Source organism: Edaphobacter dinghuensis, from assembly GCF_014640335.1.
GTDB classification, from domain to species: Bacteria; Acidobacteriota; Terriglobia; order Terriglobales; family Acidobacteriaceae; genus Edaphobacter; species Edaphobacter dinghuensis.
On the sequence record NZ_BMGT01000003.1, the window covers coordinates 1,050,715 to 1,070,747 of the forward strand.

At 58.3% G+C, this 20,033-nt stretch carries 22 protein-coding genes; 12 read left to right on the plus strand and 10 right to left on the minus strand.

What is annotated here, in order from left to right:
• Positions 1-35 precede the first annotated feature (35 nt).
• On the minus strand, positions 36-1,037 hold the full coding sequence (locus IEW09_RS16150; RefSeq protein WP_188555188.1) for a carbohydrate kinase family protein: 1,002 nt from the start codon (positions 1,035-1,037) through the stop codon (positions 36-38).
• A gap of 33 nt (positions 1,038-1,070) precedes the next feature.
• Here IEW09_RS16150 and IEW09_RS16155 point away from each other — a divergent pair, with 33 nt between their 5' ends.
• The 3 genes from IEW09_RS16155 to IEW09_RS18735 all read left to right on the plus strand — a co-directional run bounded on the left by IEW09_RS16155 (position 1,071) and on the right by IEW09_RS18735 (position 3,043).
• Positions 1,071-1,970 carry a uroporphyrinogen-III synthase gene (locus IEW09_RS16155; RefSeq protein WP_229739382.1) on the plus strand — a complete coding sequence of 300 codons (900 nt, stop codon included), beginning with the start codon at positions 1,071-1,073 and terminating at the stop codon, positions 1,968-1,970.
• 102 nt (positions 1,971-2,072) lie between these two features.
• Positions 2,073-2,471, plus strand: a complete 399-nt coding sequence (locus tag IEW09_RS18730) for a hypothetical protein (RefSeq protein WP_229739383.1) — start codon at positions 2,073-2,075, stop codon at positions 2,469-2,471.
• Positions 2,462-3,043 (plus strand): hypothetical protein, encoded by a 582-nt coding sequence (locus IEW09_RS18735; RefSeq protein WP_229739384.1) that lies wholly within the window; start codon positions 2,462-2,464, stop codon positions 3,041-3,043. Before IEW09_RS18730 ends, IEW09_RS18735 begins: the two co-directional genes overlap by 10 nt.
• Here the strand turns inward: IEW09_RS18735 and nth are convergent.
• Both nth and IEW09_RS16170 read right to left on the minus strand, forming a co-directional pair.
• Positions 3,040-3,828, minus strand: a complete 789-nt coding sequence (gene nth, locus IEW09_RS16165; RefSeq protein ID WP_188555189.1) for an endonuclease III — start codon at positions 3,826-3,828, stop codon at positions 3,040-3,042. The genes IEW09_RS18735 and nth overlap by 4 nt on opposite strands.
• A 6-nt stretch (positions 3,829-3,834) precedes the next feature.
• The gene (locus IEW09_RS16170; protein ID WP_229739385.1) at positions 3,835-4,653 is read right to left on the minus strand and encodes a chlorite dismutase family protein; all 819 of its coding nucleotides are present in this window, start codon (positions 4,651-4,653) and stop codon (positions 3,835-3,837) included.
• 75 nt (positions 4,654-4,728) lie between these two features.
• On the opposite strand from IEW09_RS16170, the gene IEW09_RS16175 reads away from it, so the two are divergent.
• Both IEW09_RS16175 and IEW09_RS16180 read left to right on the plus strand, forming a co-directional pair.
• Complete coding sequence (locus IEW09_RS16175) at positions 4,729-5,355, plus strand: DedA family protein (RefSeq protein ID WP_188555190.1); 627 nt, start codon at positions 4,729-4,731, stop codon at positions 5,353-5,355.
• Between the two features lie 139 nt (positions 5,356-5,494).
• Positions 5,495-5,956 carry a hypothetical protein gene (locus IEW09_RS16180; RefSeq protein WP_188555191.1) on the plus strand — a complete coding sequence of 154 codons (462 nt, stop codon included), beginning with the start codon at positions 5,495-5,497 and terminating at the stop codon, positions 5,954-5,956.
• An 86-nt stretch (positions 5,957-6,042) separates the two neighbouring features.
• Here the strand turns inward: IEW09_RS16180 and IEW09_RS16185 are convergent, their stop codons facing one another.
• Positions 6,043-6,810: a TIGR03435 family protein gene (locus IEW09_RS16185; RefSeq protein WP_188555192.1), complete on the minus strand. Its 768-nt coding sequence runs from the start codon at positions 6,808-6,810 to the stop codon at positions 6,043-6,045.
• 439 nt (positions 6,811-7,249) lie between these two features.
• On the opposite strand from IEW09_RS16185, the gene IEW09_RS16190 reads away from it, so the two are divergent.
• A complete protein-coding gene (locus IEW09_RS16190; protein WP_188555193.1) occupies positions 7,250-8,590 on the plus strand; it encodes an inositol-3-phosphate synthase in 1,341 nt (446 codons plus the stop codon).
• A gap of 136 nt (positions 8,591-8,726) precedes the next feature.
• Here the strand turns inward: IEW09_RS16190 and IEW09_RS16195 are convergent, their stop codons facing one another.
• The 3 genes from IEW09_RS16195 to yihA form a co-directional block, all read right to left on the minus strand.
• Positions 8,727-9,797: a 3-deoxy-7-phosphoheptulonate synthase gene (locus IEW09_RS16195; RefSeq protein WP_188555194.1), complete on the minus strand. Its 1,071-nt coding sequence runs from the start codon at positions 9,795-9,797 to the stop codon at positions 8,727-8,729.
• Between the two features lie 218 nt (positions 9,798-10,015).
• A complete protein-coding gene (gene mtgA / locus IEW09_RS16200; protein WP_229739386.1) occupies positions 10,016-10,726 on the minus strand; it encodes a monofunctional biosynthetic peptidoglycan transglycosylase in 711 nt (236 codons plus the stop codon).
• 26 nt (positions 10,727-10,752) lie between these two features.
• On the minus strand, positions 10,753-11,364 hold the full coding sequence (yihA, locus tag IEW09_RS16205) for a ribosome biogenesis GTP-binding protein YihA/YsxC (protein ID WP_188555196.1): 612 nt from the start codon (positions 11,362-11,364) through the stop codon (positions 10,753-10,755).
• Between the two features lie 85 nt (positions 11,365-11,449).
• Here yihA and IEW09_RS16210 point away from each other — a divergent pair, with 85 nt between their 5' ends.
• Both IEW09_RS16210 and IEW09_RS16215 read left to right on the plus strand, forming a co-directional pair.
• Positions 11,450-11,728, plus strand: a complete 279-nt coding sequence (locus tag IEW09_RS16210) for a type II toxin-antitoxin system RelE/ParE family toxin (RefSeq protein WP_188555197.1) — start codon at positions 11,450-11,452, stop codon at positions 11,726-11,728.
• 26 nt (positions 11,729-11,754) lie between these two features.
• Positions 11,755-12,048 carry a HigA family addiction module antitoxin gene (locus IEW09_RS16215; protein ID WP_188555198.1) on the plus strand — a complete coding sequence of 98 codons (294 nt, stop codon included), beginning with the start codon at positions 11,755-11,757 and terminating at the stop codon, positions 12,046-12,048.
• Between the two features lie 96 nt (positions 12,049-12,144).
• On the opposite strand, the gene IEW09_RS16220 is transcribed toward IEW09_RS16215, so the two are convergent.
• Both IEW09_RS16220 and IEW09_RS16225 read right to left on the minus strand, forming a co-directional pair.
• Positions 12,145-12,945, minus strand: coding sequence for a hypothetical protein (locus IEW09_RS16220; RefSeq protein ID WP_188555199.1), 801 nt, complete (start codon positions 12,943-12,945; stop codon positions 12,145-12,147).
• Between the two features lie 187 nt (positions 12,946-13,132).
• Positions 13,133-13,471, minus strand: a complete 339-nt coding sequence (locus tag IEW09_RS16225) for an L-rhamnose mutarotase (RefSeq protein WP_188555200.1) — start codon at positions 13,469-13,471, stop codon at positions 13,133-13,135.
• Between the two features lie 360 nt (positions 13,472-13,831).
• Between IEW09_RS16225 and IEW09_RS16230 the strand changes: the two genes are divergently transcribed.
• The 3 genes from IEW09_RS16230 to IEW09_RS16240 all read left to right on the plus strand — a co-directional run bounded on the left by IEW09_RS16230 (position 13,832) and on the right by IEW09_RS16240 (position 16,899).
• Positions 13,832-14,581, plus strand: coding sequence for an SDR family NAD(P)-dependent oxidoreductase (locus IEW09_RS16230; RefSeq protein WP_188555201.1), 750 nt, complete (start codon positions 13,832-13,834; stop codon positions 14,579-14,581).
• Positions 14,582-14,674: 93 nt separating this feature from the next.
• Positions 14,675-15,979 (plus strand): enolase C-terminal domain-like protein, encoded by a 1,305-nt coding sequence (locus IEW09_RS16235; protein WP_188555202.1) that lies wholly within the window; start codon positions 14,675-14,677, stop codon positions 15,977-15,979.
• Positions 15,976-16,899: a fumarylacetoacetate hydrolase family protein gene (locus tag IEW09_RS16240; RefSeq protein ID WP_229739387.1), complete on the plus strand. Its 924-nt coding sequence runs from the start codon at positions 15,976-15,978 to the stop codon at positions 16,897-16,899. Before IEW09_RS16235 ends, IEW09_RS16240 begins: the two co-directional genes overlap by 4 nt.
• Before the next feature lie 8 nt (positions 16,900-16,907).
• Here IEW09_RS16240 and IEW09_RS16245 read toward each other — a convergent pair whose 3' ends face one another.
• The gene (locus IEW09_RS16245; RefSeq protein ID WP_188555203.1) at positions 16,908-17,414 is read right to left on the minus strand and encodes a nuclear transport factor 2 family protein; all 507 of its coding nucleotides are present in this window, start codon (positions 17,412-17,414) and stop codon (positions 16,908-16,910) included.
• Positions 17,415-17,561: 147 nt separating this feature from the next.
• Between IEW09_RS16245 and IEW09_RS16250 the strand changes: the two genes are divergently transcribed.
• Positions 17,562-20,003, plus strand: a complete 2,442-nt coding sequence (locus IEW09_RS16250; RefSeq protein WP_188555204.1) for an NHL domain-containing protein — start codon at positions 17,562-17,564, stop codon at positions 20,001-20,003.
• The last annotated feature ends 30 nt before the right edge of the window (positions 20,004-20,033 follow it).

Here is a 20,033-nt window from a genome sequence, read left to right on the forward strand (position 1 = left end):
AAACTCTACTCCGTACCATTGGACGGTGTTAAGCGCTACTCGTGAGAACCTGCGCGAACGCTGCTGAAAGCGGCGACTGCGACCTGCTCCTCCATCACAATCGACGCATGGCTCGCATTCGGATAGTGGCTGCCGGTAGCCATTAGCTCTTCAATGGTCTCGACCGAGCGGATTCCACCCCTTGCCCCGACCGCCATACAATTCAACGCTGCTGCGGCACAGGCAAAATCGAGCTGTCGGTCCAGCGGCCACTCCTGCAGTAGTCCGTAGATAAATCCTGCGTGAAAGGTATCTCCTGCGCCGGTCGTATCGACCACCGGCACCCTGTACGCCGAGGTGTAGTGAAACTGGCTGCCGTCCCACGCCAGCACGCCATCCTGTCCAAGGGTCGCCGCCGTCAACCGGCAGCCATAGCGTCGTTGCATCATGCGCAGCGCCGTCTCAAGTCTGGGCTCCTTCATCAATCGGCAGGGAAAGTCGCGGCTGACAATAAGGTAGTCGATCTTCTCGAGCAGTTGCTCCACTCCGGGATACAGCTCATCAAGATCGGCGATGACCGGAATGCCGGCCTCACGCGCCCATCCTGCCGCCAGCGTCGCCGTGGCCGTGTCGTAGCCGTCTACGTGAAGTGCCCGCGCATTCACAACCCACTCGCGGTCCAGCAGCTCCGGCCGCAGGTCCAGCCGCTCGTCCTTCCGCCAAAGCACCGTCCGCTCGCCGCCGCCATCGACCAGAATCAGCGACTGCCGACTGGCGCACTCTGAAACCGTAATGATCTGAGTCTCTACTCCCGCATCAGCAAAAGCATTGTGATGAAGCGTCGCAGCGCTATCGTCGCCAAGGCTGCCGATGTACCGTGTGCTCATCCCCCAGAGCTGGCAGGCAACCACGGTGCTCGCGACCTGTCCCCCCGGCATCACATCCGCCGCGCTGAACTCAACCTTGGAGCCGCGCGTCGGATAGTCCGCAAGCGGAATAACGGTATCGGTCGCGTTCAATCCCACGCCAACCAGGTCAACCTTCGACGACTTCCTCATATTCCTACTGTAAATGCTGTGTGACAGTCCGCAATGGCTGATTGGCCGATCTTCGGCGATTCAGCGGATTGGGCGCATCCTGGCCGCTCCACTACAATCGCTGAAAAGATGCTCGCTCTGCAAAACAAACGCATCCTCGTCACCCGCACCCGTACCCAGGCCTCCGATCTCGCCGTCCGGCTTGAGGCCCTCGGCGCGACTCCTATCCTTATACCCACCATCGAGATCATCCCTCCAGAAACCTACACCCCCCTCGATACAGCACTAGCGCAGCTCGAAAACTACGATTGGCTGCTCTTCACCAGCGCCAATGCCGTTGAAGTCTTCCACCAGCGCCGTCAAAATCTCGACCCACTCCAAAAAGCGGGTGCCCCACGTCCCGATCTCGGGACGTGGGTTTCCGGAAGCCATCGATATCCAAAGATCGCCGTCATCGGCCCAGCGACCACGCGGGCAGTGCAGGGAATCGGCCTTGCCGTCGATCTCATCCCTCCAAAGTACATCGCCGAGTCGCTCGCCGAAGTACTCGTCCCTCAAGTCTCGGACAAGCGCATCCTGTTCATCCGTGCAGCCGAGGCCCGCGACGTTCTCCCCGAGGCTCTCACCGCCGCAGGAGCCACCGTCACCATAGCCGAGGCCTATCGCAACCGGATTCCCCCCGAATCCATCCCCGCGCTCCAGCAGCTCTTCGTCACGCCCGCCAACTACCCCGACGCCATCACCTTTACCAGCGCCTCCACCGTCCGCAACCTCATAGCCCTGCTCGAAGCCGCTACTCTCACCCTCCCCGCCGAGACAGCACTCGCATCCATCGGCCCGGTCACGAGCCGCGCCCTCCGCGACCTCGGCCACGAACCCACCATCGAAGCTCCCGCCGCGACTATCGACGCCCTGATTCAATCCCTGATAGGCCACTTCACCTTAGCAGGCTAGTGCAGGCAGGCACCGCTTGTCTTTGCCAAACGAAGCTGCGTATCCTTCTCTCCGCATACTCCTCGCGCCCTCAACGGTTGATCGGCGCAGAAAGTAGAGCGCATGCACTCTTCTTCCGCATCCGGGTCCAGATCGCCGCGCCGCAGCGCCTTCGTCGTAGCCGCCATGCTGGCGATGATCGTCGTGCCTGCGATCTTCACCCTGCGCACGGTACATCTCTCCGCAGTCGCTCCAACTGTGGCTACAACACCCGGAGCCTCTCCCTACGGCTACACCGTCAGCCTTCTTCTCTTCGTCATTCCGGTGCTCGTCATCACGTTCTGGTTTCTCCCGCAGGAGCAGATCAAAATCTCCCAAAAGAGCTTTGTCTGGACCATTGGCCTGCTCTTTCCCATCGGCGCCTGCTCGATTTCTTCTTCGCCCGCTACTTCTTCGTCTTTCCCAACCCCGCCGCGACGCTTGGAATCAAGGCCCCCGCCCTCGGCGCCCCCGTGCCTATAGAAGAGTACGTCTTCTATCTCACCGGCTTTCTCTGCGTCCTGCTGCTCTATATCTGGCTCGATGAGTATTGGCTGGCCGCCTATACCGTCGAAGGCGCATCAGCTCTGCGCCAACAGTTTCGCCGCCTTCTCAAGCTTCACCCCGAGTCGATCATACTGGCCGTCGCTCTCGTCATTGGAGCCATCCTCTTCAAGAAGTACCTCTCCAACTCTCCCGCAGGCTTCCCCGGCTACTTCATCTTTCTCGCCCTTGCCGCACTTGTACCCTCGGCAGCCCTGCTCTCCTCGGCACGCCCAGTCATTAATTGGAGAGCGTTCAGCCTCACAGCCTTCTTCATCCTTCTCGTCAGCCTCATGTGGGAGGTCACCCTGGCCATCCCCTACGGCTGGTGGAACTTTCGCGCCGAGCAGATGCTCGGAGTTCGCATTACCGCCTGGGGATATCTCCCCATCGAAGAGGTATGCCTCTGGATGACGGTCACCTACGCGACAGTCATCGTCTATGAAACAGTAAAGTGCTGGCAGAGCTCGGGAAGGTCGATGCGCCACGCCTTCTTCGGCAATTCGCTTTAGTGTGAAGTCCAGGTCTTATCAGATGAGTTGCACAGCTTCTCCAGCGTGCAGTCGGCGCAGCGAGGCTTGCGAGCCACGCAAATCTGCCGTCCATGATGGATCAGCTCATGCGAAAAGGCGATCCAGTGGTCCTGAGGAATGATCTTCATCATGTCCTGTTCCACCTTTTCGGGCGCAGTCTCCTTGGTCAATTCAAGCCGATGTGTCAGGCGCATAACATGCGTATCTACAACAACTCCGACGGCAATATTAAACCATGACCCGAGCACTACATTCGCTGTCTTCCGCGCCACACCGGGCAGACGCAGCAACTCTTCCATCGTCTGTGGAACCTTGCCCCCAAACTCCTCAACAACGGCAGTAGCCGCACCCTTAATTGACTTCGCCTTATTGCGAAAGAATCCGGTGGTACGAATCAACTCCTCCAGCTCCGGCAACGAAGCAGCCGCCATCGCCTTCGGGGTAGGGAACGCCTTGAATAACGCAGGCGTCACCAGATTCACCCGCACATCCGTACATTGTGCGGACAAAATCGTGGCAACCGTCAGCTCCCACGCGTTGCGATGATTCAGCGCGCAGACCACGCCGGGATAAGTCTTAGCCAGCACATCCAGAATCGCCGCGACCCGCGCCGGAGCCAGCGGATTTGCCGTCTTGCCAGTTTTTTTCTTCGCAGAAGCAGGCTCGGTAGCAGCAATCGCTCGCGTCTTCTTGCCCACGGGCGATTGCTGCACCGGCTTCACTATCGTTGTCACCTTAGTCCCAGCCACTTTAGTCCGAGCCATAGAGTCTTATCCCAGCCGGTTCAGCATCTCTTCCGCAGGCACGCGAACGCAACTGAAGATCGGAAAGTCCTTCAGCGTGTACAAGCTGATCTCGGTCTCGCGCAGCTGCTGCACAAGATCAACGAAATCCTCCGGGAAGTTCGTCTCAAACGCCACCACGAACTCCTGATCGTCGATGCCGAACGAGTAAGTCGTATTCAGCTTCACTCGCGGATAGCTCAACCCAATGCGAATATGCTCATCCATCAGCCGCTTGCGCTCTTCCATCGACAGCAGATACCAAGGCCGCGTCTTCCAGAACGGATAGATAAAGATGTACTTCTGTCCACCGGGACGAATCGCGCCGCGGCTCTCGCCTTCGCTCTCATCGGCGCGGTCGATCTGGTATTGCGAGCGCTTGGTCATCGCCAGAAAATTGTGCGGCGAGTTGAGATACCCGCCCAGTGCCGTACCCATCAACTCGCTGCGCATCTGGTTCATCTCATCGACGGCGTAGCCAATCGACCAGACGCACATATCCACATCGCCGCGCGTGCCCACAGTCGAATAGGTCAGCGAAAGAAACTCGCCCGGCTTGTTCCACCGAGACAGAACGGCGGCAAACTCCGCCTTGTGCTTTGCCTTCTCTTCCTTAGGCAGGCGACGCCACTCGGGCATCACCTTATAGAAGCTGAACGCCACAATCTGCCGCTTCACCGGCGGCTTCGAAGGATCATGCGCTGCCGCTCCATAGCTGCTCGCGGGCCGTCCTGAAGCAGCCGCAGGCTTCGCTGTCTCATGCGCTTCACGTTTCGGTGCAATCGTCTCGGTCATTTCCTGTGCCATATATCGATTGTCTCCCGAACCCGCGCCACTGGCAAAGAGCCGTCCTTTCACCTCAAACCGATATACTGCACCTGCATGTCAGAAAAAATTATTGCCCTCCTCGTCGGCGCCATCGCCAGTGGTGGCTATCTGAGCGTCATCGTGCTCATGGCCATCCAGTCCGCCTGCATCCCCATTCCCTCCGAAGTCATCATGCCGCTGGCCGGCTACGCTCTGGCCCACACCCAGTTCCAGCTCATCATCCTGGCCACTGTGGCTTCGCTCGCCTCGAACCTCGGCTCCATCCCCGCCTACTGGGTAGGCGCTCGCGGAGGCCGTCCCATGGTCGAGCGCTACGGCAGTTATCTCCTCCTCAGCCGCCGCGACCTCAACCTCGTCGATCACTTCTTCGACCGCTACGGCTCCATCACCGTCCTCATCGGCAGAATGCTTCCCATCGTTCGCACCTTCATCGCCTTCCCGGCGGGCGTCGCGAAGATGAATCAGGTTCGCTTCCACATCTACACCTTCATCGGCTCATGGCCGTGGTGCTACGTGCTCGCGTATGTCGGTATGAAGCTTGGCGCGCAGTTCAACACCAACCCCCGCTTCAAAGAGATCTTCCACCGCTTCCACCTCGGCGTCGAAGCCGTCATCGTCATCGGCTTTATCTGGTTCGTCGTATCGCATTGGAAGAACCGCATCCGCACCGAAGCGGCATAGCTCTCAAACCGAAAGAGTTAATGGAAGCGAGACGCAACTCGTCCGTGCCCTCCGTGTCTCTAATAGGGTGGCTCGCTTTTGGGCCTGGTATAACGGTTAAGCTTTTGGGGCTACTATGGTGGCCGAGGAGAATCACGATATGTCCAATTGGAAGCTACTCGCACTCTCTGCATTAAGCGCTGCTCTGATGATTGGTACTATTACCGTTGCTCCCGCACAGGTTTCCATCAACATCGGTGTAGCTCCTGTATGCCCCTACGGCTACTTCGACTACGCCCCTTACGACTGCGCTCCCTACGGCTACTATGGGCCCGACTGGTTTATCGGCGGAGTCTTCGTCGGAGCCGGTCCCTGGTTCCACGGCCCGCACGGTTTCTACGGCCACGTCGATAACCGCTACGATCCCCGCCACGGTTACCGCGGCCCAATGCCCGCACGTGGCGCCGAGCCGTTCCAGCATTTTCAGGGGAACGAAGCGCGTGACGGTCGCGGCCATGTAGGCAATGCCGGCCATGACGCCAGCAACGAACACAGCGCCGGATTCCGCGGCTCAGGCCGTCCCGGCGGTGGTGGCGGTCATGCTGGTGGTGGCCATCGCTAGATAATTGAGATACGAATCGCAAATAAAGGCCCGCTGTTGTTCAGCGGGCCTTTGTATTTAGGCTAATTATCCAGAACGATACGTCTTCAATTCTCCGAAGGCCGCTCAATATGATCGATCACGATGATCTCCATTGGCTCCTCGGCTGACTTCAACTGCAATCCCAGATGCTTCAGCGAAGTTGCAACTGTGGCAGTGGCATCTGCGTTTGGATCGTTATCCCCCGTTCGATATTCAAAATCGAAGGAACCCTCCAGCCCGGTCCTATCCACAACAGGGCGCCCCACAATGCCGCTGAGACGAGTCGCCAGTTGCGCCATTGAGATATTTTTCCCGGCTAGGCCCGTACCAAATGCCACACGCCCTCCGTCCGGGCTTCCCGCCCATGAATAAGCAGTCGTGTCTTTAGGAGGCTCTAGCTTCAAAGTGCTGCCTGTCCTCTCCAAGATATAGCTCGGCTCCTGCTTGCTCTCGCGATGGAAGCGCAGGTGAAAACGATCGATTAGAAGCGATTGCAGCATCTCGCGCTGCTCTTGGTTTGGAGGACTCTTGAAAGAGGCTGGATTGGAATGAATACTTGCTGAAGATGAGGGTGGTTTGCCGACAACATCGTAGTAATCCTCATCGATCCAGGGCGGACCACCCAGTATTTGGAACTTCCTGATATCAAACGCATCCATCAGCAGATACCGCACGGCGTAGTGACTGGCGACGACCTTGCCTCCGGGATAGGTGAACAGGCCAACCGGTGCTGGGCCTTTTGGATTCGATGGTTTGACTGATGCAACCTCAAACTCCGGCAGCTTACCGGCTGGCTGACAGAACGCCATAGGCGTAGCAAATACTACACACATAAAAAATAAAACTCGTCTGCGAGTGCGTGCTAAATATTTGATCGTCATCGGTTAGTCGTATCTTTCGGCAAGCAGATGTTACTGCACTATAGGTTTGTCTGCACAGCGATTGCCGATATTTTGTCCACGGCGAAAGCTACACTCCAAACCACGTCATCTCGACCGAAGCCGCGCAGTTTTATCGCGCAGCGCAGTGGAGAGACCCCTGTATTTCGCCGTTGACGTTGACCGCGCTTTTATAGGGTTAAGGCTTTCATCCAATTCAGGCTCTCGCATGGAAAGAAGCTCATCCACGCCAAAACTGCGTCATTTCCGGAGAAAATGCGTTATCGCTAAAGCCTGAACAATCGTCCACTTCGTTTGCGCCTGCTCTTTTCGTGAGCAATACTGAGGTTTCCGTACCCACGGAAAATTGCCTCACGAAGGATTTTGCTCAGTTATGTCTACCCCCGAAGCCGCCACACCGAGCGCGGCCAGCATCAAGCCTGCAACTGGAAAATTGGGCGTCATGGTTCCCGGCATGGGAGCTGTCGCCACGACACTTATCGCCGGCGTAGAAGCCGTCCGCCGCGGGCTGGCCAAGCCCATCGGCTCAACCACGCAGATGAGCACCATTCGCCTCGGCAAGCGTAACGAAGGACGCAGCCCGCTCATCAAGGACTTCGTTCCCATCGCTCAGCTCGATGATCTCGTCTTTACCGGGTGGGACATCTTCGGCGGCAACCTCTACGACGCAGCCAAGACCGCGCAGGTGCTCGACAATGAGCAGCTCGAGCAGATCAAGCCCTACCTTCAGTCCATCGAGCCAATGCCCGCCGCCTTCGATCAGCACTACGTCAAGCGTCTTGAAGGCAAGAAGATCAAGACCGGCAAGAACAAGTGCGACCTCGCCAACCAGATTCGCAACGATATCTCCGAATTCAAAACCAAGACCGACCGGCAGGTGATGATCTGGACCGGCTCGACCGAGATCTTCATCGAGCCCAGCGCCGTTCACCAAACGCTCGAAGCCTTCGAGAAGGGCCTCGTCGAAGACGACCCGAACATCTCGCCCTCAATGCTCTACGCCTGGGCCGCCCTCAAGGAGGGCATTCCCTTCGCCAACGGCGCGCCGAATCTGACTGTTGATATTCCGGCATTGCAGGAGCTTTCGAAGAAGATGAACGCTCCCATCTGCGGCAAGGACTTCAAGACCGGGCAGACCTTCATCAAGACCGTACTTGCTCCAGCATTCAAAACCCGCAACCTTGGTGTAAGTGGTTGGTATTCCACGAACATTTTAGGCAACCGCGATGGCGAAGTGCTCGACGATCCGGAGTCCTTCAAGACCAAGGAAGAGTCCAAACTGGGCGTGCTGGACTATATCTTTCAGCCTGAGCTGCACCCCGATCTCTACAAGGATCTTTATCACAAGGTTCGCATTAACTATTACCCGCCACGTGGTGATAACAAAGAAGGTTGGGACAACATCGATATCTTCGGCTGGCTCGGTTATCCGATGCAGCTCAAGGTCGATTTCCTCTGCCGCGACTCGATTCTTGCAGCTCCTTTGGCGCTCGATCTGGTGCTCTTTATGGACCTTGCGGCACGTACGCCAAGCCTGCGCGGATTGGGCATCCAGGAGTGGTTGAGCTTCTACTTCAAGGCTCCGCAACATGCTGAAGGACTGTATCCGGAGCATGATTTATTCATTCAGCACACCAAGCTGAAGAACACGCTTCGACACATTATGGGCGAAGACCTCATCACCCATCTTGGGCTCGAATATTACGACCAGTAACCGGTAAATCGACGGTTTACTGGTTACATAATGAATTGCGTAACCGGTAAAAGCATAGTTTAGGGGTTACAGCCAAAACTGTAACCCCTTCGACTTTTATCGAGCTTAGTTTGGGAAGAAAGTATCCCGAAATTCGTTATCCGCGAACAAGCTCTCTGTGCTTCCGGACAGCTCCGGCCAGTTCGCGCAGCAGCGTCTGCGTCTCGGCCCAGTCGATGCAGGCGTCGGTGATGCTCTGTCCATAGACAAGCTCCTTGCCGTTGACGAGCGACTGCGCACCGGCGACGAGATTGCTTTCGATCATGACGCCCTGGATGTGGCGTTGCTTGCTGGTTGCGATCTGTTCGGAGACGGAGTGAGAGACCAGCGCTTGCTTGCGATGATCTTTGCCGCTGTTGGCATGGCTGAAGTCGATCATGATGCGCGGCTTGACGCCTGCCTTTTCCATCTGCGCTGCCGTCGATGCGACTGATTCGGCGTCGTAGTTGGTGACTTGACGGCCGCCGCGCAGGATGACATGACAGTCGGGATTGCCGGAGGTAAGAAGGATGGCGGATTGTCCCGTCTCCGTAGTTCCGAGAAAGGTGTGGGGATTGTTTGCGGAGAGGATGGCCTCAACCGCGATCTGAACGTTGCCTGAGGTGCCGTTCTTGAAGCCGATGGGGCAGGAGAGCCCGGAGGCGAGCTGGCGGTGCACCTGGCTCTCTGTGGTTCGTGCGCCGATGGCTCCCCAGCTGACGAGATCGGACATGTACTGCGGCGTGATCATGTCGAGGAACTCGGTGCCGGCGGGAACGCCCATCTCGGCGAGATCGAGCAGGAGGCGGCGGGCGATACGCAGACCGTCGCTGATGCGGAAGGAGTCGTCGAAGTAGGGATCGTTGATGAGTCCCTTCCAGCCGAGGGTGGTGCGCGGCTTTTCGAAGTAGACCCGCATCACCAGCATGAGCTCGCCGGAGAGCTCTGCGATGGCCTGCTTCAGCAGACCTGCGTACTCGCGGGCGGCGGCGGGGTCGTGGATGGAGCAGGGGCCGACGACGACGATCAGGCGGTCGTCCTGTCCGTTGAGGATGTCTACGATCTGGCGACGCGCGTCAAAAACGGTGCGCGAGGCGTTATCGGTCACGGGCAATTCTTCTTCAAGGAAGATGGGAGGCAGAACAACTCTGCTGGATTTGATCCTGAGGTTATTTGTGGGATATGTCATGGTTGCTCTATCAGGATACTAGGTGCGGATGGTTCTGCCGCGGGGCAAAGCCAATTTGAAGGCAATTAGGGCTTCCTGCAAGTATTTCCTCGGGGGCTAAAGCCCCGATGCAGGCAAGGCGTCTGTGGCACGACTGAAGCCGTGCCCTTAACAGAGCCGAACTTAGTCGGAGATTTCTTAGGAGAAGGGAACGTCGCGCGGCGGAAGGGTGCCTGCGATTACCATCCCATCTGGCTCATGCGCCTTAGGATGATCGCGCTGTAGCTGTTCATGCGTTCGGGCCGTCGCTTGAGGGGAGCAGGCAGGATCGCGGCGAGCCGTGCCCCTTGCTGCCGGCTGATATTCCTTGCCGGTGTCCTGTAGTAGTAACGCGAAGCAGAGTCTGCGCCATAGATGCCGGGACCCCATTCGACGACATTGAGGTAGATCTCGAGAATGCGGCGCTTGCCGAGGACAAGTTCGGCTACGGGAACGAGGCTGGCCTCTGCGCCTTTGCGGAGGAAGGAGCGGCCTGTTCCGAAGAACAGATTTTTTACGAGCTGCTGCGTGATGGTGGACGCTCCGCGGGTGCGGTCGCCTTCCATATCTTCTTTGGCGGCGATTTGGATTGCGTGCCAATCGAAACCGTGGTGCTGGTAGAAGCGCGCGTCCTCTGCGGCGATGACGGCGTGCTGGAGGTTGGGTGAGATCTGGTTGAGTGGAATAAATGTATAGCGGTCGTTATACGGCTTGCGGAGAATGAATGCCTGTAGACGGCGCTGGACGTGTACCGCTGTTGTGGGCGGGTCGATCCATCGGGCGGCAAGAAGAGTAAGTGCTGCAAGCAACCACGACAACGCCAGAATGATGACAAGCCATCGAGCGATGGATAGAAGACGAAGGCTCTTCTTAAGCGGAATCTCGGGCTGCGTGCCTGTTGGTGTAGTCACTATCCTGAATGATATGTCGGGCCGGGTTACTCCGTGACGCTCATGAGCCGCTGCCATAAGGCTTTGGTTCCGGCATCTGTCTTGGCCGAGACGGTGAGAATCTCGTCTACGCCATGCTCCCGTTTGAGTGCGGCAACCGATTTGGCCAATGCGTTGTTTGAGAGCCTGTCCGACTTGGTTCCTACGACGAGATAGGGACGCTGCGTCTGCTTGAAGTAGTCGATGAGCTGCGAGTCGCTGGGCTGCGGCGGAATGTTCGTATCCACGAGGCAGATACAGAGCGCCAGCGCGTCGCGGTCGGCGAGATAGGGCTCGATGAATTTGGGCCACTCCGATGAGATCGACTTCGAGATCTTGGCGTAGCCATATCCCGGAAGGTCGGCGAAGATCAGCGAGGGCTTCTGCTTCATCTTGTCGCCTGCGCCTTCGTGCAGGGCAAAGAAGTTGATGGCCCGCGTGCGTCCGGGCGTGGACGAGGTATGCGCCTGCTTCGACCCCAGAAGCGAGTTGATCAGCGAGGATTTGCCGACGTTCGAGCGGCCCAGGAAGGCTATCTCCGGCGCCCCGTAGGTCCTGGCGTCGGGAGGGAAGTGGGCGACATCGGTCGCGGAGAGTAAAAAGACTGGAGTCAACGGCATGGTTTCAGTCTATCTCTCCGCTGGGGTTAATCTTGTATGGCATAATTCCTCTTGACACGCATAACGCTACACGTTACATAAATACATGATTAAGTCGTTCAAACACGCCGGGCTGGAGAAGTTCTTCACGACGGGTTCGAAGGCCGGAATCCAACCCGCCCATGCCAAAAAGCTAAATCTTTTGCTTGCGACCCTGGACGATGCGACGATGCCTTCCACGATGAATGTTGCAGGCTGGGCATTTCACGAACTGAAGGGAGATCAGGCCGGACGCTTCTCGGTCAAAGTCAATGGCAACTGGCGCATTACTTTCCGCTTCGAGGGCGAAGACGCTATCGTCGTCGACTACGAAGACTACCACTAAACGGTTTATCAAGAGGAGATCATCCGATGGATATGTATAACCCGCCTCATCCCGGCGCTGTCATCAAGGACATCCTGGAAAATGTGCCCATGACCCTCGCCGAGTTCGCCGCCCACATCGGCGTCTCGCGCAACTCGCTCTCTCGTGTGCTCAATGAGCGTGCTGCCGTCACCCCGGCCATGTCGATCAAGATTGCCGAAGCCTTCAGCCAGGAACAGACCGACATCTGGTTCAAGATGCAGAACAAATACGACTTCTGGCAGGCAAAGCAGGTCAGGCGCAAGAAGGTTCGTCCGGTGCCTGTCGACAAGGCAGCGTAAAGTTTTCTTCACATCGGATCTCGTCGCGCCTTTGTGCAGAAAAAAGCGCACCCGGCAGTGGAGCCGGATGCGCTTTTTTTGAAAGAGTAGAACGAATTACTGCACAGTGAGCGGCGCGGTCAGCCGGAAGGTGACCTGCGACTCTGCGGGAATGACGACGTCCTTGTTGCCGGTGAAGGCCGAGCCTGCGGTGCCTGCGCCAGCGCCAGCCAGACCGCCGATCAGGGCTCCCTTGCCGCCGCCTGCGATGCCGCCGATGATGGCTCCGAGGCCGGTGCCGCCGCCAGCCAATACGGCAGTGCGCTTGCCCTTACCCTTGGTGATCTGCTCAAACTCGGTGGTCTGCACAGGGATTCCGGCGATCGAAGTCAACTGGATGCCGAGGTCTCCGGCGCCCTTGAAGCGGCCCTGTCCCTTGGCGGCAACGACGGTGCCGGTGACGCGGGTGCCGCGTTTGAAGACGCTGCCGCCGCCGCGCGTGCTCAACGGCTCAGACAAGACGCCGCTGAAGCTGTCGCCTACGTTGTTGCGCTTTGCGCTCAGCGTCTCGGAGATGCTGACCCGGACGGTCGCGCCACTGGGCACGACTCTGGCTACGGGAGCAGGCGCAGGCGCCGGGGCTGCTGCCGGAGCCTGTGCTGGAGCTACTGCGGGAGCTGCCGCAGGTGCAGGCGCTGGTGCGGTGGCGGGAGTGCCGGCGGCTGGAGCCTGTGCCGGCTGATTGGCGGCCTGTGCGGGCGCTGAGCCTGCCGGATAGGTCACAGATCCGTCGGGATTGGTGACTGAGCCGTCCGCATTCTTCGTGCCGGCAGGCGGAGTGCTGTGGCATCCGCTCAGAATCATCGCTGTCCCCAGCGCTAAAGCGCCCCATATCTTCATTGGCTTGGTACCTATCATGATCGTCCTCCGTAAATTTTGGCGGGAGGCCGCTACTCCGGGGCCTCCACTGCCATTTGATGCACCCTAACACCTTAGTGCAAAGTCAACCGGTGCGAAACTGCTAAGTTTTCATGAAAAGGGAGTTGCAGGTTTGCTGCGGTGCTCGGATCTGCAGGAAACGGCGGCCGTTGCTGTCTGCGATCAGCTATTGAGAGGCCAGATCGAAGACCTTCTCCATGACGACCCACTTCTGTCCGGGAGCGGACTGCGGCAGCTCCTGCTGGAAGTTTGCCATGAGGGCCTCCCACTCCTGCACCTTGGCATTGGCAGCGTCGGCGGCAGACTTGGCTGAGAACGAAAAGTTGTCGCCCACGTCCATGATCATGAACAGCCGCGTCCCGGCGAGATAGATCTCCATGTCTACGATTCCCGCATCGAAAAGACTCTTCTTCACCTCGGGCCAGATCTTGACGTGATAACGCTTGTACTCCGCGATGGCGGTCTCGTCGTTCTTGAGATCGAGGGCTAAACAGTGACGTGGCATTCTTCCTCCAATAATTCTCCGATAAAGTCGATGGACTTTGGCTGTTGTTTGGGACCGAGACAAAGTCAATCGCAGAGTAACATTTCTCATTGAAAAGTGTTTCTAAATCTGGGGTGGCGCTTTCGAGGAAGATCGGGAGGGCATTCGGCGACGGAGATTGAAGTAAATAGAGGGGACTCTCCACCTCGGATTTCGATCGAGATGACGTGTTTTGTGGCTTGCGAATGACGTACGCCGGGCTTCGGGGTAACGTGTTTTAGAGTTTTGGGACACAATTAAAGGTGTCCCCGAAAATATCTTTTCAGCGGATTCACTTAAACGAGGTATTCTTTCATCTGTGCAGTAAACGGATTTCAGCCTATGACAGACACTTTTCGCCTGGAAAATAAAATCGCTCTCGTCACCGGTGGGGCCAGCGGCATCGGCGCTGCAACCTGCCGCGAATTGGCCCGCGCCGGCGCGCATGTTCTTATCGCCGACCTCAACCTCGTCGCAGCCGAGGCGCTGGTGGCTGAACTGCCGAACGCAAAGGCGATTGCGATGGACGTCACGGACTCCGCATCGATCGCTACTGCCTTCGCGAAGATCCCTCAGCTCGACATTCTCGTGAACAATGCGGGAATCGGCCTGGTCGGCGATATCACCCGCACCTCGGAGGAAGACTTTGCCCGTGTGATGCGGGTGAATGTGAACAGCGTCTTCCTGGTGACGCAGGCGGCCTTTCCGCTGCTGCTGGCGACACGCGGCAGCATCGTCAACATTGGCTCGGTGGCGGCGACAGTGGGTGTGAAGCAGCGCTTTGCCTACTGTGCCAGCAAGGGAGCTGTGCTGGCGATGACTCGCCAGATTGCGGTGGACTATCCCAAGGAGCTGCGCATTAACTGCATCGCTCCCGGCACCGTGCAGACACCATTTGTCGAAGGCTACCTCGAGAAGTACCACGCGCACGAGAAAGAGAAGGTCCGCGCCGAGCTGGTTGCTCGTCAGCCCATTGGACGGTTGGGTACGCCCGAGGACATTGCCTCGCTGGTGCGCTATCTCTGTTCGCGCGAGGCCGAGTTCATTAACGGAGCGCTGATCCCGATTGACGGCGGCTGGACGGCTGCCTGATCTCTTTTTCGATCCGCCGTGCAGATTCACCAGATTGAAGTGCTGAAAGTAAATATTGGAACGCTGAAATTCAAAGACAGGAAAGCCGCCAAGTTGAACGATATTCTTATCACCGCAGTTCGTGTTATCGATCTCCGCTTCCCGACCTCGCGCGAAAACATCGGCTCAGACGCCGTTAATAAAGACCCGGACTACTCGGCTGCCTATTGCATCATCGAGACGAATGCCGGGCTCGAGGGCCACGGTCTCTCGTTTACGCTGGGGCGTGGCACCGACCTTGTCGTGCAGGCGGCGGAATATCTGTCGCGCTATGCGATCAACCGCACGCTGGCCTCGATTACCGACGACTTTCGTGCGTTTGCGCGTCAGCTTACCGACGATACGCAGTTCCGCTGGCTGGGGCCGGAGAAGGGCGTCATTCAACTGGCCGCTGCTGCCCTGATCAACGCGATCTGGGACCTGTACGCTCGCGCCGAGAAGAAGCCGTTGTGGCAACTGCTCTCGGAGATGGAACCGGCGCAACTGATCAAGGCGATTGACTTTCGCTATATTGACGATGCGATCTCGCCGGAGGAGGCGCTCGATCTGCTTACGGAGCGCCGCAAGGGGCAGGCCGAGCGGCTGGCGCTGCTTCGCGAGAAGGGCTACCCGGCCTATACCACTTCGGCGGGGTGGTTCGGCTATAGCGAAGAGAAGATCCGCAGGCTCTCGAAGGAGGCGCTGGCCGATGGCTGGACGTACTTCAAGCTCAAGGTAGGCGGAGACGCGGCGGACGATCTTCGCCGCGGCCATATCGTGCGCGAGGAGATTGGCTGGACGAACAAGCTGATGGTCGACGCCAACCAGAAGTGGGGCATCGCCGAGGCGATCAGCCGTACGCGTCAACTGGCTGAGCTAAAGCCCTGGTGGATGGAGGAGCCGACCAATCCTGACGACATTCTTGGCCATGCGCGCATTCGCCGCGAGGTGCCCGAGGTGCGCATCGCAACCGGTGAGCACGTTCACAACCGCATCATGTTCAAGCAGTTGCTTCAGGCGCAGGCGATCGACGTGCTGCAGTTGGACAGTTGCCGAGTTGCCGGGGTGAATGAGAACCTTGCCATTATCCTTATGGCGGCCAAATTCGACGTTCCAGTCTGTCCTCATGCCGGGGGCGTCGGTCTGTGCGAGTATGTGCAGCATCTGTCCGCCTTCGACTTTCTCAGCGTTTCGACTACGCTTAAAGACCGTGTGATCGAGTTTGTCGATCACCTGCATGAGCACTTTGTCGATCCTGTCCGCATCAAAGATGGACACTATCTTCTGCCGCAGCAGCCCGGTTACAGCATCGAGATTCGCAAAGAATCCCTAACCCGTTTCGCCTATCCGCATGGCGAAGCCTGGAGCGCCACCAAGTGAAATTTGTCACGTTTTCGTCCAAAGCTGAATCTACGAACGCGCAGTCCAGAACCCTTGGCGAATCTGTTCCAGCCGAGTTGCTCAACTGCGGCGTTCCTACGCCGGGGCTGCTCGTCACCGGCAAGAACGGCGAGCAGGAGGTAGCGAACCTCTCGTCGCTGGGCTACCGCTCGGTGCGCAATATTATTGAAGCCGGTCCTGATGCTCTCGACAGGGTTCGCAAGATCGAGTCCAGCGCGCCGCGGATTCCGCTTGCGCGGGTTACGCTGCATGCGCCGATTCCGCGTCCGCCGCGCGTCTTTGCAATTGGCCTGAACTACCAGAAGCATGCCGATGAGTCGAAGATGGCGGTACAGAAGGTGCCGACCGTCTTTTTGAAGCTCACCAGCTCTATTGTTGGCCCGGACGCGCTGGTGATCCTTCCCAAGATCAGCACGCAGCCTGACTATGAGGCGGAGTTCGCGGTCGTGATCGGCAAGCGCGGCTACCAGATTGCGGAGAAGGATTGGCAACAGCACGTCTTCGGCTACACCATCGTTAACGATGTCAGCGCTCGCGACATTCAGCTCGCCACAAGTCAGTGGACGCTCGGCAAATCGTTCCCAACGTTTACGCCGATGGGGCCTGCGATTGTCACCGCTGATGAGATTGCTGATCCGCATGCGCTGGACATTTCGCTGACCATTGATGGCGAGACGTTGCAGAGCTCCAACACGAGCGACCTGATCTTCAAGATTCCTGCGCTGATCGCACACCTCTCGAGCCTGACCCCGCTTGAGGCTGGAGACATTATCAGCACGGGAACGCCTGAGGGCGTGGGTCTTGGCCGCAAGCCGCAGCGCTGGCTCAAGCCGGACGAGGAGATGGTCATCTCGGTCGAGAAGATTGGGCAGCTCCGCAACCGCACGATTGCGGAGTAGAGCTCGGATTATTTCCGGACAGGCTCGTGGTCGTAGCTGATCGCACGCGTTATCTTCCACGAGCCGTCTTTGTTCTGCCAGATGGTGATGAACTTCGCCTCGCCGAGGTCATCATCAATCCCCGGATGAGTGAAGCGATGAATGCCAATCTCTACCGCGCCGTATCCGTTTAGGGGATAGACCTCGAGCGTGCCCGGAACTAAGGTGCGATGCACCTTGCCGCAGATATTGTTCTTAATCGCATCGAGAAAGACCTGCTTGCCTACGGATAATCCGGTCTTATCGTGATAGAACTCCAGATCGTCGGCGATCATTGCACCCAAGGTATCGAGATCGCAATGGTTGTAGGCGTCGAAGAGCTTGGTGTCGAGAGCGGATACGGTCTGAAAGAGCGAATCCGCAGTTGGCGCGCTTTTTTCGGGCTTAGCTTGTGCTACGCCTGCCACCGGTGCAGCCAGCAATGGCAGGACGCAGAGAAAGAGCCCTAACTTTTTCCACTGGGGTAGCTTCTTCATAGGGTTCCTCGCATGGTGAAACCGGAATTACTTTTAAGTACGCTGATTGGGCCGGATCGTTCCGTTGATTCCAAATGAACCATAGGGCCGGCATGGGAATGGCTTCCTCCTGTCGGGGCTGTAGCGTATCTTGGAATCACACTCCCCATGCGTCAGCAGAGCATCTCGCAGCCATCGCGCCGCCTCCCCGTCTTGCTATGGGCGATGCTACTGTTATTTCCTTTGGCTTCATTTGGGCTTGGCCAGACCCGGGCGACGGCGGTTCCGCTCATTCTGCCGTCGGCTGTCGCTTACGACGCTGCGGGCAATCTCTATATCGCGGAGACCGGCAACCATGTCATTCGCAAGGTGGATACCGCAGGGAACATCACAACGATTGCCGGAACTGGAACGCAGGGGTTTGGTGGAGATGGTGGCCCGGCTACCGCTGCGCTGCTGGACTCGCCGCAGGGCCTCGCGCTTGGCGGCAGCAGCCTCTATATCGCTGATACGCACAACCATCGCATACGCAGGCTCGACCTTGGTACAGGAACGATCACTACTGTTGCGGGGACGACGGCGGGGTTCAGCGGCGACAATGGCCCGGCCGTCGCAGCGCAACTGAACCTGCCAACTGCCCTGGCGCTTGGCACCAACAACAGCCTTTATATTGCGGATACGCAGAACCATCGCGTCCGCAAAGTTAATCTGACGACCGGTACGATCACGACGATTGCCGGTAACGGCAGACAGGGCTTTAGCGGTGACGGCGGTCTGGCGGTGAGCGCTGCGATTGATTCTCCCGCGGGGCTGGCTGTGGATGAAGAACAGAACGTCTATTTGGCTGACACGCACAATCATCGGGTGCGAAGGGTCGATGCTGCTACCGGCCTGATCACTACCATTGCCGGTAGCGCCGCGGGCTTTAGCGGCGATAACGGACCGGCCACGGCTGCGACGCTGACGCTTCCGCATGGTCTCAGCATCGACGGCGCAGGGAACATCTATCTTGCTGACACGGCCAACCATCGCATCCGTCGCATCGACGCCGTTACCGGCACGATGACGACCATTGCCGGTAACGGCACGCAGAACTTCAGCGGCGATAACAATCCTGCGACGGTGGCCAATCTCGACTCTCCGAGAGCGGCCGAGGCGACTGACGCGGGTTTCGTTACCCTGGCCGATACCGCGAATCAACGCGTGAGACAGGTCGATACGCAGTCTCCCCCTGAGATTCATACGATTGCGGGACTCTCCGCGACAGCAGTGAGCGCGCTGACACTTACAGCGCCAGCCGCGATCCTCTACGGCAGCGGAGAACTGACGGCCACGCTTGCGTCGGCCGCTGCAACCGGCTCCATCACCTTTACGCTGCTCGATCCGGCTACGGCTAATGGCGCCACGCTTGAGACGACGCCGGTTGCTGCCAGCACTGCTACCTTCGATACGAGTGCGCTCTCCGTCGGTAGCTACAGCGTGCTCGCTTCTTATAGCGGAGACGAGCCCTCGTCCCAGAGCCAGCCGCTTAGCTTCAGCATTGTGCCGCGTCCGCTGGTCGCCACGCCCGATCCCATTACGCTGCTCTACGGGCAACCCATCCCTACGCTGACGGGGACGCTGAGCGGCGATCTGCCCCAGGACGACGCCAACCTTACAGCTACATTTACCGCGCCGGTCACAACGTTTGCGCCGGTCGCGAGCTATCCGATTACTGCTACGCTCGGTGGCACGGCGGCGAAGAACTACAGCTTCACTGCGGTGCCTGCCAGCGTAACGATTGCTCCGGCCCCTACCATCGCTACGCTTGTGCCGTCGGCTACATCGGTTGCGACAGGAGTGCCGCTGACGCTTACCGCTGCTGCTGTGCCGACCACTGCCGGAAGCCCTACGGGCACGATCATGGTCAAGGACGGAACAGCTACGCTTTTTACAGCGACCAATCCTGCGACCTACACCACCAGCACGCTTGCTCCCGGCATGCATACGCTTACCACGTTTTATGCGGGCGACCGGAACTTTATCGCCAGCGCCTCGAACTCGCTGCAGATCACTGTGGTGGCCGCGCCTCCGAACGCTGCAGACTTCAGCTTCACGTCTGCCGGGTCGGCATCGCAGACCATTCCTGCGGGTGGCACGGCCAACTTCAACTTCACGATGCAGATTGCGGGTGCGGCGCTATCGAGCCCGATTACGCTTGCCGCCAGCGGTCTTCCTCCATTGGCGACAGCGTCGTTCAATCCGGCGTATCTGCCGCCAGGCGCGACTCCGGCCAGCTTTACCATGACGGTCAGCATGCCGCAGACAACTACGGCGCTTGACAGTAGTTTTGAAGGCCCACTGATGGGGCTGTTGCTCTTTCCCTTGGCAGGATTGGCGTTACGCAGGCGAGTTCGCCGCAGCTTTGCGAGCTTTGTCGCGTGCGCGGTCATCGTTAGCGGCCTTGCCTTCTGCTGCGGCTGTGGAGACAGGATGAATACCGGAGGAGACAGCTCCACCAATCCGCCGACGTCCTACACCATTACAGTGACGGGAACGGCGACGACTGCTGCAGGAGGCACGATTCAGCGCTCGACCACGGTTAATCTGCTGGTAGAGTCTGCCGGCTAGCCAGCATAGAAATCGCGCGACTGGCTAAAA

Bases quoted from the DNA above. Each gene is read 5' to 3' on its own strand.
- IEW09_RS16250 (WP_188555204.1), top strand. From the start codon at position 17,562: ATGCGTCAGCAGAGCATCTCGCAGCCATCGCGCCGCCTCCCCGTCTTG.
- IEW09_RS16225 (WP_188555200.1), bottom strand. From the start codon at position 13,471: ATGCCACGTCACTGTTTAGCCCTCGATCTCAAGAACGACGAGACCGCC.
- nth (WP_188555189.1), bottom strand. From the start codon at position 3,828: ATGGCTCGGACTAAAGTGGCTGGGACTAAGGTGACAACGATAGTGAAG.
- IEW09_RS16180 (WP_188555191.1), top strand. From the start codon at position 5,495: ATGTCCAATTGGAAGCTACTCGCACTCTCTGCATTAAGCGCTGCTCTG.
- IEW09_RS16245 (WP_188555203.1), bottom strand. From the start codon at position 17,414: ATGAAGAAGCTACCCCAGTGGAAAAAGTTAGGGCTCTTTCTCTGCGTC.
- IEW09_RS16155 (WP_229739382.1), top strand. From the start codon at position 1,071: ATGGCTGATTGGCCGATCTTCGGCGATTCAGCGGATTGGGCGCATCCT.
- IEW09_RS16230 (WP_188555201.1), top strand. From the start codon at position 13,832: ATGACAGACACTTTTCGCCTGGAAAATAAAATCGCTCTCGTCACCGGT.
- IEW09_RS16190 (WP_188555193.1), top strand. From the start codon at position 7,250: ATGTCTACCCCCGAAGCCGCCACACCGAGCGCGGCCAGCATCAAGCCT.
- IEW09_RS16195 (WP_188555194.1), bottom strand. From the start codon at position 9,797: ATGACATATCCCACAAATAACCTCAGGATCAAATCCAGCAGAGTTGTT.
- IEW09_RS16170 (WP_229739385.1), bottom strand. From the start codon at position 4,653: ATGGCACAGGAAATGACCGAGACGATTGCACCGAAACGTGAAGCGCAT.
- IEW09_RS16210 (WP_188555197.1), top strand. From the start codon at position 11,450: ATGATTAAGTCGTTCAAACACGCCGGGCTGGAGAAGTTCTTCACGACG.
- IEW09_RS16185 (WP_188555192.1), bottom strand. From the start codon at position 6,810: ATGTGTGTAGTATTTGCTACGCCTATGGCGTTCTGTCAGCCAGCCGGT.
- IEW09_RS16215 (WP_188555198.1), top strand. From the start codon at position 11,755: ATGGATATGTATAACCCGCCTCATCCCGGCGCTGTCATCAAGGACATC.
- IEW09_RS16220 (WP_188555199.1), bottom strand. From the start codon at position 12,945: ATGATAGGTACCAAGCCAATGAAGATATGGGGCGCTTTAGCGCTGGGG.
- IEW09_RS16175 (WP_188555190.1), top strand. From the start codon at position 4,729: ATGTCAGAAAAAATTATTGCCCTCCTCGTCGGCGCCATCGCCAGTGGT.
- yihA (WP_188555196.1), bottom strand. From the start codon at position 11,364: ATGCCGTTGACTCCAGTCTTTTTACTCTCCGCGACCGATGTCGCCCAC.
- IEW09_RS18730 (WP_229739383.1), top strand. From the start codon at position 2,073: ATGCACTCTTCTTCCGCATCCGGGTCCAGATCGCCGCGCCGCAGCGCC.
- IEW09_RS16150 (WP_188555188.1), bottom strand. From the start codon at position 1,037: ATGAGGAAGTCGTCGAAGGTTGACCTGGTTGGCGTGGGATTGAACGCG.